Raw genomic sequence first — 14,613 nt, 5'->3', positions numbered from 1 at the left:
GGCGGGGGAGGCGGTGGCGGCGGAGCGTCTTCCGCACCGAAGCTGTAGCGCAGGCCCAGGGTCACGGTGTGCGACTGGTCGTAGTCGCCGTCCCATTCGCCGAACGACGTGGCGCCCACGCCCGTGCCGACCGTCGTCGAGGCGAAGTTGGCGTCGCCCGTCAGGTAACGGTAGGTCAGGTCGATGTTGGTGCGGTCGCCCACAGCCCAGGCCAGACCAGCGATCGCCTGAGCGGCGAACTTGGTCGAGTCATCGTCAGCCGTAAAGGTAGCGCCGCGGTTGGCGCGCAGAGCGCCGGTCGTATCGGTCTTCACGCGGTTGACGCCGGCGCCGAGACCCACGAACGGACGAACGCCCCAGTACTCGAAGCCGAAGTCATAGATGACATTGGCCATCAGGGTGGCGGATTCGATGTCGCCTTCGGGCGAGAAGCAGCCACCCGTCGCCGGGGTCAGGTTGCACAGGCCTTGCGTGCCCGAGACAGCGCGCACGGTGCCGATGTCGCCCGAGCGGTAGCCGCCTTCCAGTTCAACGCGCCAGTTCGGGTTGAAGCGGTAGCCGAGGCGAGCGAACGCCGCCCAGCCGTCGTTCACTTCCCAGTTCCAGTTGGCGCCGGTCGTGGACGATTCAGCGTTGATATCGTCGATCATGTGGTAGCCGGCGTCGATGGCGCCGTACCAACCATTGGGTTCCGCCGATGCGGCGCCGGCTGCGAACAGTCCGGCGGCGGCAACGGAGGCGAGAAGTTTGAGCTTCATAGCTTCCTCACTGTGTGAATGCGCGAAGCTGCGCAATAGCACAGCATTCACCCGACCGAACGGCGTGGCTGGCGCACGGTTCCGCGCTTGAGCTACGATTGTGTCGACTGTGGCGCCGTTTCAACACATTGGGCGCCTGCAAAAGGAAACGATTATGGCAATGCGGTTTGACGGACAGGTGGCGATCGTGACGGGCGCCGGAGGCGGCCTGGGGCGAGAACACGCGCTCGCTCTGGCGGCGCGCGGGGCCAGGGTGGTGGTCAACGACCTGGGCGGCGCTCGCGACGGTTCTGGCGGGTCGGCGACAGCGGCGGAATCGGTCGTCGCCGAAATCGAGGCGGCGGGCGGCGAGGCTATCGCCAACGCCGCCTCCGTCACCGACTTCGCCGCGGTCCAGGCCATGGTCGACCAGGCGATGACGAAGTGGGGCCGGATCGACATCCTGGTGAACAACGCCGGCGTCCTGCGCGACAAGACCTTCGCCAAGATGGAGATCGAGGATTTCCGCTTCGTCGTCGACGTCCACCTGATGGGGGCGGTCAACTGCACCAAGGCGGTGTGGGAGATCATGCGGGGACAGAACTACGGCCGGATCGTGATGACCACCTCGTCGTCCGGCCTGTACGGCAACTTCGGCCAGTCGAACTATGGCGCCGCCAAGATGGCCCTGGTCGGCCTGATGCAGACCCTGTCGATCGAGGGGGCCAAGAACGACATCCGCGTCAACTGCCTGGCGCCCACCGCCCACACCCGCATGACCGAGGATCTGGGCGCCGCCCTGCCGCTTGAGGCCCTGTCCCCTGCCCTGGTGACGCCGGGCCTGCTTTATCTGGTCAGCCGGGACGCCCCCAGCCGCGCCATCCTGGCCGCCGGCGCCGGCGGGTTCGAACGGGCCTATATCACCCTGACCCAAGGCGACTTCGTCACCGGCGAGGATGCGCCTGAACAGGTCGCCGCCCGTTTCGACGCCATCTCGGACCGCGCGGGCGAGATCGTGCCGGACATGGGCGCCGCCCAGGGCATGATCGAACTGACCAAGGCCCAGAAGGCGCATAGTTCTTAAGGGGCCTATCGCGCCCCGCGTTACTTGAGGCCGTCGCCGCCGATCCGGCCTTGCGTTGACGTGGGGTCAGGCGCCTAACTTCGCTTCAGAGGAAACCCGGCCTCAAGCAGCCCGAAGGGCGATAGGCCAAGCGAAGAGAGCATCCATGCGCGAAGCCGTCATCGTCTCCACCGTCCGCACGCCCATCGGCCGGGCCTATCGCGGGGCCTTCAACGACACCCAGGCGCAGCAGCTGGGGGCCCATGCGGTGAAACATGCGGTCCAGCGCGCAGGCATCGATCCGGCAGAGATCGAGGACGTCATCATGGGCGCGGCCCTGCAGCAGGGTTCGACCGGCACAAACGTCGCGCGCCAGATCGCGCTCGCCGCCGGCCTGCCCTCTTCCGTTCCGGGCATGAGCCTGGATCGTCAGTGCGCCTCGGGCCTGATGGGCATCGCCACGGCGGCGAAACAGGTCGTCTTCGATCAGCAGAAGATGGCGGTCGGCGGCGGGCTGGAAAGCATCTCCCTGGTGCAGAACCAGAATATGAACCTGTACCGGATGAAGGACGAGGCGCTGCTGAAGCTGTCGCCCCACATCTATATGTCGATGCTGGAGACGGCCGAGGTTGTGTCGCGCCGCTACGGCGTCAGCCGCGACCGCCAGGACGAATATGCGCTGAAATCCCAGCAGCGCACCGCCGCCGCCCAGGACGCCGGTCGGTTTGACGCCGAGATCGTGCCCATGACCACCACCATGCTGGTCATGGACAAGGCCACCGGCCAGACCTCATCGAAAGAGGTCACACTCTCCAAGGACGAGGGCAACCGTCCCGACACGACGCTGGAAGGGCTGAAGGCTTTGAAGCCGGTCTTCGGCGGCGGCGAGGAGATCCAGACGGGCGAGTTCATCACCGCCGGCAACGCCTCGCAACTGTCGGACGGTGCCTCGGCCTGCGTCGTCATGGAGGCCGGCGAGGCGGTGAAGCGCAATCTGCAACCGCTCGGCGCCTATCGCGGCATGGCGGTCGCCGGCTGCGAGCCGGACGAAATGGGCATCGGCCCGGTTTATGCTGTGCCCAAACTGCTGAAGCGCCACGGCCTGACGATGGACGACATCGGCATCTGGGAACTCAACGAGGCCTTCGCGGCCCAGGTTCTGTATTGCCAAGACACGCTGGGCATTCCCGACGACCGCCTGAACGTCTCGGGCGGCGCCATCTCCATCGGCCACCCCTACGGCATGTCCGGTGCCCGCATGACCGGCCATGTCCTGATTGAAGGCAAGCGTCGCGGCGCCAAATACGGCGTCGTCACCATGTGCATCGGCGGCGGCATGGGGGCGGCCGGGCTGTTCGAGATCTATTGAGAGAAACCAATTGTCTCCTCCCCATTTCATGGGGAGGTGGCTCGTAGCGAAGCGGAGAGACGGAGGGGCTCTTCGCCGCATCGCAAACGTCTATGGACTTCAATAGCCCCTCCACCGCTTCGCGGTCCCCCTCCCCGCTCCGCAGGGAGGAGATGGGTCAGACCCGCTCGCTGATCTTGATCGCCGCCTTGCAGCCCACCTTGATCACGCCGGACAGCAGGCGATAGGCCGGCGCTTCGCGGCTGCCGTGTTCGATGGCGTGGTCGTGGTGGGCCAGTTCCTCATCGCGGAACTGCTTCAACTCAGCGGCAAGAGCCGGGTCGCGATCGCCGATCTCGGCGATCTGGTCGGCATAGTGTTTCTCGATCACGCTCTCGACCGCCTCGGTGCAGGCGTGCGCCGCCTTTTCACCCATCAGGGCCGTGCCGGCGCCCAGGGCCGAGGCGGCGATGCGCCACACGGGCGTCATGACCGTGGGTCGCACCCGCCGCTCGTTCAGCAGCCGTTCGAAGCGCGCCAGATGCACCGCCTCCTGGTCCTGCATCTCCGCCAGGTCGTGGGCGATGCCGTCACGCTCCTTGCGCCCTTCGAACACCGCCTTCTGGGCGCGATAGATCAAGACGGCCGCATATTCCCCGGCGTGGTCGACGCGCAGGATTTCGTCCATCCGCGCCTTTTCGGCGCCTTGGCCAGGACGAGGGAGAGGAATGGAATGGCTCATCGCATCAGGCCTTTTCGATCCGGGGCGCACGGGCGTCCTTGGGACGTTTCGCCGCCAACAGGCTGAACACCGCAAGCGCCGAGGCGATGATCGCGTTCCATCCTGCCATCGACAGACCCAGCCAACTCCAGGCCACATCGCCGCAGCCGATCACCTTGGTCACCGGCCCCGTGCCCATGGCTAGCGCCGTCAGGCTGTCCATATCGACCGAGCCGCCGACGGACGAACAGGTCGCAGGCAAGGCCCACCATTTGTATTCGCCGCCCATGTGGAAGATGGCCGTGATGGCGCCTGTGGCGAACACGGCCGCCAGCAGGAAGGCGGCGATGCGCGGCGTGCCCCGGCGCCCGCCGCTAAAAAGGGTCCAGCCTGTGGCCAGCACCGCGACGACCACCGCCCCCCAATAGACCTCGCGCTGCTTCAGACACAGGTTACAGGGCGCAAGGCCGCCGAACCGTTCGAACGCGTGGGCCGCGCCCAGCATGGCCAGCGACGCGGCCAGGGCGAAGGCGGTCCACCAACGGGTCAGAAGGCGATAGACATCGATCATCTTGAAACGGTCTTACCCCGCCCCGAACGCGCCGTCGACTTACAGAAGCTTCAGGACGACGATCAGCGCGACCAGCGCGACCAATCCGATCACGCTCCACATCGCCAGCCGCTGTTCGACCTGCGCCAGCATGGCCGGCCCCCAGCGTTTCAGGATCCACGCTTCCAGAAAGAACCGTCCGCCCCGCGTCACGACCGACGCGGCCATGAAGACCGGAAAGCTGAACGCCGCGAGGCCCGAGGCGATGGTCACCAGCTTGTAGGGAATGGGCGTCAGCCCCTTGATCAGAATGACCCACAGGCCCCACTGATCGAACCAGGCGCGAAACTGCTCCAGCCCGTGCGAATGGCCCAGCACCCGCATGATCGCCAGGCCCAGATCGGTCAGAAAATAGCCGATCGCATAGCCGAGAATCCCGCCCAGCACCGACGCCACGGTGCAGACGGCGGCGTAGAAATACGCCTTCTGCGGCCGCGCCAGGATCATGGGCGCCAGCATCACGTCGGGCGGTATCGGAAAGAACGAACTCTCGGCGAAGGAGACGACCGCCAGGACCTTTGTCGCATGGCGGCTGCGCGCCAGGTCGAAGACGCGGTCATAGAGTTTGCGCAGCATGGCGATCCTTAAGGCGGTACGGCGCGTTAGCACCCCTGCGGCGTTGCGTCATCCTCGGCCGTCACGTCCACCTGCTAGAGCGCCTGAATGACGACCCCCGCCTCTTCCCGCTCCACGGTCCAGCAGGACGACGTCAGCCATAATGTCACCCGGCTGCTGCGGCGGCTGGCCGACGACGGCGGCGACGCCGGGCTGACCCTGCATGAAATCCGCGACCGGCTGGACGAGCGCGCCTACGGCCTGTTGATCCTTCTGCTCTCCATCCCTTGTCTGGTGCCGGGCCTTTACGGCGTGCCGCAGGTGGTCGGGCTGATCGTCATCCTGCTGGCCGGCCAGATGCTGGTCGGGCGTGAGGAGCCTTGGCTGCCGCGCTGGTTCCTGAACCTGCAGTGCAAGGGATCGTGGCTGAAGGCCATGGCCGATTTCGCCGAGACCAAACTGGGCTGGATCGACCGGCTGTCGCGCCCCCGCCTGCGCCGCTTCGCCGATGGACCGGGCGAGAAGCTTGCCGCCGTCTTCATGATCCTGGCGACCGTCACCATCGTCATGCCGCTGACCAACACCATCCCGTCCATCGCCCTGGCCCTGCTGTCGGTCGGCCTGATCCAGCGCGACGGCCTGTTCGTCCTCGCCGGCTGCGCCGTCACCACTGTCTGGTTGACCATCCTGGGCGCGCTCGGGACCGGCCTTCTGATGGGCGCCGAATGGGCGACCCGCTGGCTGCCGGGCTGACGCCGACATCGGTTCCAGCGCTGCAAGCGTAGCCTTAGATGTCCAAGAATTAACGGGCGCCCGGGCGGTGATCCGTGGAAGGTGGCGTGACCGACCGACGGTCGATCCTTCTCAAATTCCTTTCACGGCGTGTCATGGCCTTGCCTCTTCGTTCCTCCCGCATCCTGTTCGTCGCCGTCGGTGCGCTGCTGGCCGTCGCCCTGCCAGCAGCCGCGCAGGACTACCGCCAGCCTTTCCATCCCGATCAGCTGAAGGGACCGCCCGCCGGGGCGCTGAACGAGGTGCTGGTCCTGGGCACGCCGCACCTGTCGAACCTGGGCGACGGCTTCAAGGCCAAGAGCCTCGCGCCGCTGCTGGATCGGTTGGCGGGCTGGAAGCCGACCGCCATCGCCACCGAGGACCTGTCGGGCCTGCAATGCGACAGCCTGCGTCGCTATCCGTCGCGCTATGCCGAGACGGTCGACAACTATTGCTGGGATCCCGCCCCCGCCGCCCTGGCCACCGGTCTGGACGTACCCGCCGCCAACGCCGAGGCCGAGCGGCTGCTGGCCGAATGGCCCGCCCAGCCCACGGCGGCCCAGCGGCGTCATCTGGCGGCGGTCTTCCTGGCGGCCGGCGAGCGGGGATCGGCCCTGGTTCAATGGCTTCGCCTGCCCGCCCAGGATCGCATCGCCGGGGACGGCCTGAACGACGCCTTGGTCGGCGTGCTGAACCAGATCGAGGAACAGGCCAACGAGACCTTCCTGATCTCCGCCCCCCTCGCCGCGCGCCTGGGACTGGAACGGCTATGGAGCGTCGACGACCACTCCGCCGATTCGCCCGACCCCGCCGACCCTGTGGAGAAGAAGGCATCACAGGACGCCGTCATGGCCGCCTGGGACAATCCCGCCAGCACGGCCCGTCGGGCGCAAGACGAACGTCTGAGCGCCGCCCTGGATCAGCCGGGCGGCCTTCTTCAGATGTACCGCGCCTACAATGCGCCGACCGTCCCGGCCATGGCCTATCAGTCCGATTTCGGCGCAAATCTGGTCGAGCCGTCGCCGCAGGCCTTCGGCCGGCGCTACCTTGGCTATTGGGAGACGCGCAATCTGCGAATGGTCGCCAATATGCGCGATGTCCTGGGCCTCTATCCGGGCACTCGGATGCTGACCATCGTCGGCGCCTCGCACAAGGGCTACTACGAGGCCTATCTGGACCAGATGCACGACGTCCGGCTGGTCGATCCCGAAGCCGTCCTGCGCTGATCGCATAAAGACGACAGACGGGGCTTACGGGTCGTCCGTCATCACGACCCCGTGGCTTCGTCTTGGCTCCGTCGTCTTCTGTGACTAGGTTCCGCGCCAATCGGCGGCCAGACCGCCCTCAAGATCACGCGGGAGACGCGCCATGAACGACATGACCCAGGCCCAAGATCAGGCCACGGCGGAACAGATCGACCTCGAAAACCCCCTCGGCGTCGATGGTTTCGAGTTCGTCGAATTCACCGGCCCCGAGCCCGAGGCGATGATTTCGCGCCTGGAGCTGATGGGCTTCACCCAGACGCACGTAAACCCCAAGACCGACGTGGTGCGCCTGAAGCAGGGCGATATCAGCTTCCTGGTGCAACGCTCGCCCAAGGGTCAGGCCGCCGACTTCGCCAAGGATCACGGCCCGTCCGCCAACGGCATGGCCTTCCGCACCACCGACGCCAAGGCCGCCTATGAGGGCGCCCTGGCCCGCGGCGCCGTTGCCGCAACGGACGCCGCCGGCGGCGCGCTGGGCGACGACTATCCCTACATCCTGCAAGGCATCGGCGGCTCGCTGCTGTATGTCATCGATCAGTACGGCGACGCCGGCTCGCTCTATGACGCCTGGGACGAGATCGAGGGCTGGGAAGAAGCCGAGCGCAAGAACTCGATGGGCCTGGAGATCCTGGACCACCTGACCCACAACGTCCGGCGCGGCCAGATGCGCACTTGGTCGGGCTTCTACAACTCGATCTTCAACTTCGAAGAGCAGAAGTATTTCGACATCAAGGGCAAGGCGACGGGCCTGTTCTCCCAGGCCATGATCGCGCCCGACCGCGCCATCCGCATCCCGCTGAACGAAAGCCAGGACGAAAACTCCCAGATCGAGGAGTTCATCCGTCGCTACAACGGCGAAGGCATCCAGCACATCGCCCTGACGACCGAGAACATCTTCGAGACGGTCGAGGCGATGAAGGAACGCGGCGTCGCCTTCCAGGACACGATCGAGACCTATTTCGAACTGATCGACAAACGCCTGCCCAACCACGGCGAGGACGTGGAGCGGATGCGCAAGAACCGCATCCTGATCGACGGTTCGGACGAGGAAGGCCTGCTGTTGCAGATCTTCACCCAGGACACCTTCGGCCCGATCTTCTTTGAGATCATTCAGCGCAAGGGCAACGAAGGCTTCGGCAACGGCAACTTCCAGGCCCTGTTCGACTCCATCGAGCTGGACCAGATCCGTCGCGGCGTCATCAAGGTCGACGCCTGAATGACGATGCGGCCGCCGACCTGGCTGCCCTGGCTCGGCCCGGTCCTGGCGGCCGGCGCCGGTGCTTTGGCCGGCGAATACTGGCTGGGCGGCGGCTTCTGGATGGTCCTGATCGCCGCCCTCCTCTGCGGCTTCGCCCCCATCATCGGCTATCAGGTGTGGAAGCGGCTGCACCACAGGGGGTGAGGGCGGCCCCTTGCATCAGCGAAGCGGCATGTAGCGGCAGGTGAAGCTCGGGTCGCCGGACATCGGGCGGGGCGTCAGGTGGATATGCATCCGCTGGGTCTGGGCGGCGTCCTGGAGTGCGAAGGCTTGTTCGGCCTCATACATCTCGTCGCGGTGGGCGTCGCTCCAGCCTGAGGCCAGCTTGATGGCGCGCGACTTGGCGGCCTGAAGCGTGTCAGCGACGACGAAGACGTTCCGGTGCTGCTCGGCGAAGGCCACCCCGTCATAGCCGCCCAGGTTCACATAATAGAGCTTCTCCTGGCCGGTGTAGGGCTCGGGACGCAGGCTGACGTCATAGCCGTCCGCGTGTGAAATCTCCGACCAGCAATCGATGTGCAGACTGCCCGTCTTGCCCCACCACTGTTCACGCAGAGCGTCGTAGGTGGCCTCGATCGAGGGCGCGGCGATGAAGCGCATATCATGCACTTCGATATTGGCACCGGGGTGCTCGCCGCCGATGTAGATCGCAAACAGCTTCATCAGGTCTCGCTTCAGGCCGCCGAGGCGGCGGGATGGGTCGGGTTCTCCTCGCCTTTGACCACCAACGCCAGCCTGCGCCCGACGATCCCTCCCATTTCAAAGGAACTGGTGATGCCCTGCGCAAAGGGGTGGCGGCCCATCAGGAACGGCAGCGTCAGACAAAACAGCCGGTCCGGCGGCAGGGGTGCATCGACGGGTCGAAACAGCTCATCGACAGCAATGCCGCGCACCACGTCGGGCGCGTCATTGGCGACCTCGTCGCGAACGATGCCCTGTTCCAGCAGCGACAGGAACGGAAACTGGATCGCGGCCAAGGCCTGCTGGCCGGTCGCCTCGATGAATATCGGAAAATGTCTTGTCCGTCCGGCGATCGTCACGTCGGCCCCCCGTTCCGGACTTTGCGTATCGACCGCGTGGTCCTCGCCGAGCGCCAGAACCTCCAGCTTGCCGGCCTCGTGCAAGGCCAACATCCGCTCGATCGATTCATGGGGCACGCCGGCGTAGACGTCGACGAAGATCGGTTTGAACACCCGGCTGAAGCGCTCGAACTGCGCGGCGTCCAGATGCGGCACGATCGCGGCGACGACTTCATGCATGCGAAGGATGGCGTCGCGCCACGCCACCGTGACCCTGGCGGTGTGATTGGCCCGCGCTTCTTCCAGGTTCGCCGCGGCCCAGACGAACGGATCGCTCGCCGCACGTCGGGCGAAATAGGCCTGGGCGAACGTTTCCAGAGTCGCTTCTCCCAACCCCGTTTCTGCGGCGTAGATCGGATCGGCTTGGATCAGCTCGCGCCGAAAGAGGTCGAACACCGCGTCCAGAAGACCACCTGTCTCCTGCACGATCAGGGCGGCAACCGCCTCCGGCGTGCAGATGTCCAGCGGGGCGTGGGGCAGCGGAAAATAGAAGTCCGCTTCCGGCAGGATGCCCTTGCGCGACATCATGGTCAGGCGAAACGCTTCGGTGGCCGGGGCGGGTTCGTACACTAGTCGCTCGCCTTGACGGACGAAGGCGCCGTGTGAACCCGCGAGCGCGACCGCCGCATCGATCGCCGTCAAGGACGAGCCGCGTATCCCGATGTCCGTCGCGGGGATCTTGGACAGCGCCGAGGCCGGCCACGGACTGAGGTAATAGCCCGGACGGCCCTGCTGTCGTGACGGCCATTGGTGACCCGTGGCGAGGACCACATGATCGAAGACCGCCTTGCTCGCGCGAAGGGATGGCGGCGAGACATAGGTCAGTTCGATGCCGTCCGGCGTGTTCGCGGCGTCGACGACGCGACAGTCGGTCATCACCTGGATCGAGACGCCACCGGCCCTCGCCCGTTCCACAAGGGCTCTGAACTGGTCCTCGAAATAGCGCCCCAAAGCGAGACGCGGCACGAAACTACGCTCGTCCAGCGCGGCAGGGTCGACGTCCAGCGCGCGCACCTCCGCCGAGGTCCGTTCAGCCAGCCAGTCCGCCAGGGTTTGCGTGACCGGCGGGATCTCCACGCTGGCGATGTTCGACAGCATGGCCCGGTCGTTCCACTCGGCGCTGTAGGGGCTGCCCGATCCCGCAGACCCGCCCGCCTCGATCACGGTGATGCGCGCCGACAGGTCGCCTTGGGACAGCAGGGCGTGAAGCGCGTAGAGAGTGGTTGGCCCCGCTCCGACAAAGGCGATTGATGCAGTCATGCGCCCACAATGCGCGACGCGCAAAAAGGCGCCATGCCGAATGTTTTTCAATGGAAACAGCTACCTGTACGCTACTGAACAAGTTCGATCTGCGCGATTTCGCACACAGGACCGCCGAGATTCGCCCGACTTAGTTATGAGCTTCGTTTTTCTTTGATCGATCAGCCTGACACGACCCCGTGATGGGTTACAGTGGCGGGTGCCGACGTCCTGCCGACGGGGTGCGTCCTGATCCGGCGCCGGGAGGAATTCCATGATGCGTATCGCCTGTTCGGGACTAATTGCCCTCTTTGCACTGTGTTTTTCCTCGGCGTACGCAGAGGACGCCGCGCCGCAATGGTCGCTGGCGATCCACGGCGGGGCCGGCGTGATCGAGCGGGCCAGCCTGACGCCCGAGCAGGACGCGGCCTATCGCGCGGCGCTGCAAGGCGCGCTGGACGCCGGTTCGGCCGTGCTGAAAAGCGGCGGCTCGGCGCTGGATGCGGTCCAGGCCGCCGTTCAGGTCATGGAGGATGATCCCCTGTTCAACGCCGGGCGCGGGGCGGTCTTCACCGCCGCCGGCCGTAACGAGTTGGACGCCGCCGTCATGGACGGATCGGACCTGACCGCCGGTTCCGTCGCCGGCCTGACCACCACGCGTCACCCCGTCGCCGCCGCTCGCGCAGTGATGGAGCGATCGCCCCACGTCATGCTGATCGGCCCCGGCGCCGACGCCTTCGCCGCCTCGGTCGGGCTGGAGCAGGTCGATCCGGCCTTCTTCTTCACCGAGCGCCGGTGGCAGGGACTGGTCAAGGCCCTGACCGAGGCCGGACAGCCCGTCCCCGAACGCCCCGCCAGCGCGCCCCTCTCCCCAACGGCTCTAGGCGCACAGGCTGAAATCGCCCCGCCCTTGAACGAAAAGAAGTTCGGCACGGTCGGCGCAGTGGCCCTGGACAGCCAGGGACGCCTCGCCGCCGCCACCTCGACCGGCGGCATGACCGCCAAACGCTGGGGACGGGTCGGCGACGTGCCGGTCATCGGCGCAGGCACCTACGCCTCCAACGCCGACGGCTGCGCCGTGTCCGCGACCGGCGACGGCGAATATTTCATCCGCGCCACCGTCGCCCGCGACATCTGCGCGCGCATCGGTGTCTGGCGGAGTCTGAGCGACGATGAGCGATTTGAGCGAGAACGCACTGGCTCTGAGGCAGCTTGTCGAGACTTCCCTCCCGACCAGATGTGTTTGGCTCACATTGCGCCCGCGCACATCGCGGCGGCGAAAGCCGAGCTTGCCGAGGCTAAGGCCCTTGGCGGGCTCGGCGGCGTGATCGTCATGCCGACAGGAGGCTATCCTTACTTCGCCATGACGACATCGGGCATGTATCGCGGCGCGGCATCTTCCGACAGGCCCGCCCGCGTCGCCATCTATGCCGATGAACAACCCTGAGCCGCTCTCTTCTTTCGTCATCCTCCGGGCCGCGCAGCGGAACCGGGGGGCCCAGCGGCGCCGAAGGCGAAATCCATCCGCCTCGCGATGTCTGACGGTCATAGCTGCGACAGGTTCGCGCTATCGCGCGCCGCTGGGTCCCCCGATCTGCGCCGCTGGCGCGGCTTGTCGGAGGATGACGAAAGCAAATTTCAGACTATTCAGACGTTTCAGACTCTCTTTTTCCAGACCGAGCCCATGCCTGTATCCGACGATGAACTGACAGTGATGGCCCAAGAGGAGCTGGACGCCGCCTGCGCCATGGCCTTCGTGGAGGTGAAGAAGATCACCCCCTGGGGCGACAGCTACGAGGGCTTTGCGCCGTCGGGCCGCACGGTCGAGGTCGAGCGCCGCTATTTGTGGGCGGTCGAACCCGAGGGCGGCGTCATCGTCGAGGTCGAGGTCCGCGACGCGGCCGCCCGAACCGGGGCAGAGGCCCGCGCCCTGCTGACGCCAAAGGGATGAGCGCTCGGTTTCCAACCTCGTGAATTCGGTCTAGGCCTTTGTCCATGAAACTCGCCTCGCTCAAGCACGGCCGCGACGGCCGCCTCGTGGTCGTCTCCCAGGACCTGAACTGGTTCACCGACGCATTCCTGATCGCCCCGACGCTGCAGGCGGCATTGGACGACTGGGACCGTTGCGGTCCGCGGCTTGAGGCCCTGGCCGAAAGTCTGGAGCACGAGGGCGTGCCGCGCGGTCGCTTCCACGAACGCGACGCCGCTTCGCCGCTGCCCCGCGCCTATCAGTGGGTCGACGGCTCGGCATACGTGAACCACGTCGAACTGGTGCGTAAGGCGCGCGGGGCCGAAATGCCCGAGACCTTCTGGACCGACCCGCTGATGTATCAGGGCGGTTCCGACAGCTTCCTGTCGCCGCGCGACGCCATCCCGCTGGCCGACGAGGCCTGGGGCTGCGACCTGGAGGCCGAGATCGTCGTGGTCGTCGGCGACGTGCCTCAGGGCGCGACGCGCGAGGAAGCGCTGGCCGCCATCCGTCTGGTCGGACTGGTCAACGACGTGTCTCTCAGGAACCTGATCCCCGCCGAACTGGCCAAGGGGTTCGGCTTCGTCCAGTCCAAGCCCGCCAGCACCCTGTCGCCCGTTTTGGTCACGCCCGAGGCGCTCGGCGACCGCTGGAAGGACGGCAAGCTGCACGGCGCGCTGAACGTCCAACTGAACGGTCAGGACTTCGGCAAGGCCGACGCCGGCGTGGACATGACCTTCGACTTCGGAACCCTGATCGCGCATCTGGCCAAGACCCGGTCGCTGGGCGCCGGGACCATCATCGGTTCGGGCACGGTGTCCAACAAGGACGCCGACGGCGGCCCCGGCAAGCCGGTGTCCGAAGGCGGCCTGGGCTATAGCTGCATCGCCGAGGTCCGCACCGTCGAGACGATCCTGCGCGGCGCCGCCGAGACGCCCTTCCTCAAGCACGGCGACACGGTGCGGATCGAGATGCTGGACGAGCGTCATCATTCGATCTTCGGCGCCATCGAACAGACCGTAGCGCCGCTATCCAGCGCGGATTGACGCCGCTAGGGTGCTGACAGCGGCCTCGGGGGAGGCCGCATCCTGTCTTTGGGGAGAGACGACGTGCCGCCTGAAAAACTGATCCCGCTGCTCATGATCCCGATCATGCTGGTGGTGGTGCTGCTGAAGAACCGCAGGAAGCGCGTGCTGAAGCCGCAACTTCTGTGGGTCATGCCGACCATCGTCCTGCCGCTGATCGGCCTCGGCCTATGGGGGACGGCTCAGAACCCCCACATGGCCCACGCCCCGTTCGGCCCCGACGCCTGGGCGGTGCTGGCCATTGGCGGCGTCTTGGGCGGGATCGCCGGCTGGTATCGCGGCAAGACCGTCACCATCGAAAAGGAGCCGGACGGTTCGCTGATGGCCCAGGCCTCGCCGCTGGGCCTGATCCTGCTGGTCGTGCTGCTCGCCGGCCGGTCTCTGCTGCGCGACCTGATCGAAAGCCACGCCGCCGCCTGGCATCTGAACGCCATGGCCGTAACCGACGCCTTCCTGGTCTTCGCCATGGGGCTGATCGTCATGCAGCGCGTCGAAATGTACATCCGCGCCCGCCGCATCCAGTCCGGCGGCACGGACAGTCATGTGGAGGTCGCGGCCTAACGCTTCGGGCTGGACGCGGCCTTCGCCTCTGTGGCATGAGGCGGTCCTTCCGCTGCGGGCGTGGTGGAATTGGTAGACGCGCTGGACTCAAAATCCAGTTCCGAAAGGAGTGCCGGTTCGACCCCGGCCGCCCGCACCACCTTTTAAGTCAACGACTTAGCTAAAAGGCCCCGACAAAAATCGGGGCCTTCTGCGTTTTGGGTCCTTCGTTGAATTCATTCAACTTTCTCCCACTTTCTCAGGTTTCCGCCATGCTCCGGGCGCCGCGCCAGCGCCGCGATGTTCCGATTCGGTTCTCACGAGCTAAGAACCAAGCAGCAAATCAAAGCGCTAGGGCCAGAAAATACTTGTG

16 protein-coding genes and 1 tRNA gene are annotated in these 14,613 nt (G+C 66.1%); 11 read left to right on the top strand and 6 right to left on the bottom strand.

The annotated features are described in order from the left end of the window. A partial coding sequence (locus GGC30_RS12860; RefSeq protein ID WP_153924871.1) for an outer membrane protein occupies positions 1-758 on the bottom strand: 758 nt, incomplete at its 3' end. Between the two features lie 154 nt (positions 759-912). Between GGC30_RS12860 and GGC30_RS12855 the strand changes: the two genes are divergently transcribed. Together GGC30_RS12855 and GGC30_RS12850 are read left to right on the top strand one after the other, a co-directional pair. Next, positions 913-1,821: an SDR family NAD(P)-dependent oxidoreductase gene (locus GGC30_RS12855; RefSeq protein ID WP_153924868.1), complete on the top strand. Its 909-nt coding sequence runs from the start codon at positions 913-915 to the stop codon at positions 1,819-1,821. 145 nt (positions 1,822-1,966) lie between these two features. Next, positions 1,967-3,169, top strand: coding sequence for an acetyl-CoA C-acyltransferase (locus tag GGC30_RS12850; protein WP_153924865.1), 1,203 nt, complete (start codon positions 1,967-1,969; stop codon positions 3,167-3,169). 157 nt (positions 3,170-3,326) lie between these two features. Here GGC30_RS12850 and GGC30_RS12845 read toward each other — a convergent pair whose 3' ends face one another. Genes GGC30_RS12845 through GGC30_RS12835 form a run of 3 tightly spaced genes read right to left on the bottom strand, consistent with a single transcriptional unit; the run spans position 3,327 to position 5,055 of the window. Then, positions 3,327-3,890, bottom strand: a complete 564-nt coding sequence (locus GGC30_RS12845; RefSeq protein ID WP_153924862.1) for a demethoxyubiquinone hydroxylase family protein — start codon at positions 3,888-3,890, stop codon at positions 3,327-3,329. Positions 3,891-3,894: 4 nt separating this feature from the next. Continuing rightward, on the bottom strand, positions 3,895-4,440 hold the full coding sequence (locus GGC30_RS12840; RefSeq protein ID WP_039246047.1) for a disulfide bond formation protein B: 546 nt from the start codon (positions 4,438-4,440) through the stop codon (positions 3,895-3,897). A 39-nt stretch (positions 4,441-4,479) separates the two neighbouring features. Continuing rightward, the gene (locus tag GGC30_RS12835) at positions 4,480-5,055 is read right to left on the bottom strand and encodes a YqaA family protein (RefSeq protein ID WP_153924859.1); all 576 of its coding nucleotides are present in this window, start codon (positions 5,053-5,055) and stop codon (positions 4,480-4,482) included. An 87-nt stretch (positions 5,056-5,142) separates the two neighbouring features. Between GGC30_RS12835 and GGC30_RS12830 the strand changes: the two genes are divergently transcribed. From GGC30_RS12830 to GGC30_RS12815, 4 genes are all read left to right on the top strand, one after another. Next, on the top strand, positions 5,143-5,787 hold the full coding sequence (locus GGC30_RS12830; protein ID WP_153924856.1) for an exopolysaccharide biosynthesis protein: 645 nt from the start codon (positions 5,143-5,145) through the stop codon (positions 5,785-5,787). Positions 5,788-5,921: 134 nt separating this feature from the next. After that, complete coding sequence (locus GGC30_RS12825; protein ID WP_153924853.1) at positions 5,922-7,031, top strand: DUF5694 domain-containing protein; 1,110 nt, start codon at positions 5,922-5,924, stop codon at positions 7,029-7,031. 142 nt (positions 7,032-7,173) lie between these two features. Then, the gene (gene hppD, locus GGC30_RS12820; protein ID WP_153924850.1) at positions 7,174-8,286 is read left to right on the top strand and encodes a 4-hydroxyphenylpyruvate dioxygenase; all 1,113 of its coding nucleotides are present in this window, start codon (positions 7,174-7,176) and stop codon (positions 8,284-8,286) included. Continuing rightward, positions 8,287-8,472 carry a hypothetical protein gene (locus GGC30_RS12815; protein ID WP_055807817.1) on the top strand — a complete coding sequence of 62 codons (186 nt, stop codon included), beginning with the start codon at positions 8,287-8,289 and terminating at the stop codon, positions 8,470-8,472. A gap of 15 nt (positions 8,473-8,487) precedes the next feature. On the opposite strand, the gene GGC30_RS12810 is transcribed toward GGC30_RS12815, so the two are convergent. Together GGC30_RS12810 and GGC30_RS12805 are read right to left on the bottom strand one after the other, a co-directional pair. Beyond that, positions 8,488-8,991, bottom strand: coding sequence for a DUF1543 domain-containing protein (locus GGC30_RS12810; RefSeq protein ID WP_153924847.1), 504 nt, complete (start codon positions 8,989-8,991; stop codon positions 8,488-8,490). Between the two features lie 11 nt (positions 8,992-9,002). Continuing rightward, entirely contained in the window at positions 9,003-10,667 is a 1,665-nt protein-coding gene (locus GGC30_RS12805; RefSeq protein ID WP_153924844.1) for an FAD/NAD(P)-binding protein, read from the bottom strand. 253 nt (positions 10,668-10,920) lie between these two features. On the opposite strand from GGC30_RS12805, the gene GGC30_RS12800 reads away from it, so the two are divergent. From GGC30_RS12800 to GGC30_RS12780, 5 genes are all read left to right on the top strand, one after another. Continuing rightward, positions 10,921-12,093, top strand: a complete 1,173-nt coding sequence (locus GGC30_RS12800) for an isoaspartyl peptidase/L-asparaginase family protein (RefSeq protein WP_153924841.1) — start codon at positions 10,921-10,923, stop codon at positions 12,091-12,093. 237 nt (positions 12,094-12,330) lie between these two features. Further along, positions 12,331-12,597 (top strand): hypothetical protein, encoded by a 267-nt coding sequence (locus GGC30_RS12795; RefSeq protein WP_153924838.1) that lies wholly within the window; start codon positions 12,331-12,333, stop codon positions 12,595-12,597. 44 nt (positions 12,598-12,641) lie between these two features. Next, on the top strand, positions 12,642-13,661 hold the full coding sequence (locus GGC30_RS12790) for a fumarylacetoacetate hydrolase family protein (RefSeq protein WP_153924836.1): 1,020 nt from the start codon (positions 12,642-12,644) through the stop codon (positions 13,659-13,661). Between the two features lie 63 nt (positions 13,662-13,724). Further along, positions 13,725-14,261 carry a CcdC protein domain-containing protein gene (locus GGC30_RS12785; protein ID WP_370451986.1) on the top strand — a complete coding sequence of 179 codons (537 nt, stop codon included), beginning with the start codon at positions 13,725-13,727 and terminating at the stop codon, positions 14,259-14,261. Positions 14,262-14,315: 54 nt separating this feature from the next. Next, positions 14,316-14,400: transfer RNA gene (locus GGC30_RS12780), tRNA-Leu, on the top strand. Positions 14,401-14,613 lie beyond the last annotated feature (213 nt).

It is taken from the genome of Brevundimonas sp. SPF441, assembly GCF_009661015.1.
Taxonomy (GTDB): Bacteria; Pseudomonadota; Alphaproteobacteria; order Caulobacterales; family Caulobacteraceae; genus Brevundimonas; species Brevundimonas vesicularis.
The sequence above is the reverse complement of the archived record's forward strand: the minus strand, read 5'-3'. Positions and strand labels throughout refer to the sequence as shown.

Excerpts from the sequence above, each read along its gene's own strand:
- GGC30_RS12855 (WP_153924868.1), top strand. The coding sequence starts at position 913 with ATGGCAATGCGGTTTGACGGACAGGTGGCGATCGTGACGGGCGCCGGA.
- GGC30_RS12850 (WP_153924865.1), top strand. The coding sequence starts at position 1,967 with ATGCGCGAAGCCGTCATCGTCTCCACCGTCCGCACGCCCATCGGCCGG.
- GGC30_RS12845 (WP_153924862.1), bottom strand. The coding sequence starts at position 3,890 with ATGAGCCATTCCATTCCTCTCCCTCGTCCTGGCCAAGGCGCCGAAAAG.
- GGC30_RS12840 (WP_039246047.1), bottom strand. The coding sequence starts at position 4,440 with ATGATCGATGTCTATCGCCTTCTGACCCGTTGGTGGACCGCCTTCGCC.
- GGC30_RS12835 (WP_153924859.1), bottom strand. The coding sequence starts at position 5,055 with ATGCTGCGCAAACTCTATGACCGCGTCTTCGACCTGGCGCGCAGCCGC.
- GGC30_RS12830 (WP_153924856.1), top strand. The coding sequence starts at position 5,143 with ATGACGACCCCCGCCTCTTCCCGCTCCACGGTCCAGCAGGACGACGTC.
- GGC30_RS12825 (WP_153924853.1), top strand. The coding sequence starts at position 5,922 with ATGGCCTTGCCTCTTCGTTCCTCCCGCATCCTGTTCGTCGCCGTCGGT.
- hppD (WP_153924850.1), top strand. The coding sequence starts at position 7,174 with ATGAACGACATGACCCAGGCCCAAGATCAGGCCACGGCGGAACAGATC.
- GGC30_RS12815 (WP_055807817.1), top strand. The coding sequence starts at position 8,287 with ATGACGATGCGGCCGCCGACCTGGCTGCCCTGGCTCGGCCCGGTCCTG.
- GGC30_RS12810 (WP_153924847.1), bottom strand. The coding sequence starts at position 8,991 with ATGAAGCTGTTTGCGATCTACATCGGCGGCGAGCACCCCGGTGCCAAT.
- GGC30_RS12805 (WP_153924844.1), bottom strand. The coding sequence starts at position 10,667 with ATGACTGCATCAATCGCCTTTGTCGGAGCGGGGCCAACCACTCTCTAC.
- GGC30_RS12800 (WP_153924841.1), top strand. The coding sequence starts at position 10,921 with ATGATGCGTATCGCCTGTTCGGGACTAATTGCCCTCTTTGCACTGTGT.
- GGC30_RS12795 (WP_153924838.1), top strand. The coding sequence starts at position 12,331 with ATGCCTGTATCCGACGATGAACTGACAGTGATGGCCCAAGAGGAGCTG.
- GGC30_RS12790 (WP_153924836.1), top strand. The coding sequence starts at position 12,642 with ATGAAACTCGCCTCGCTCAAGCACGGCCGCGACGGCCGCCTCGTGGTC.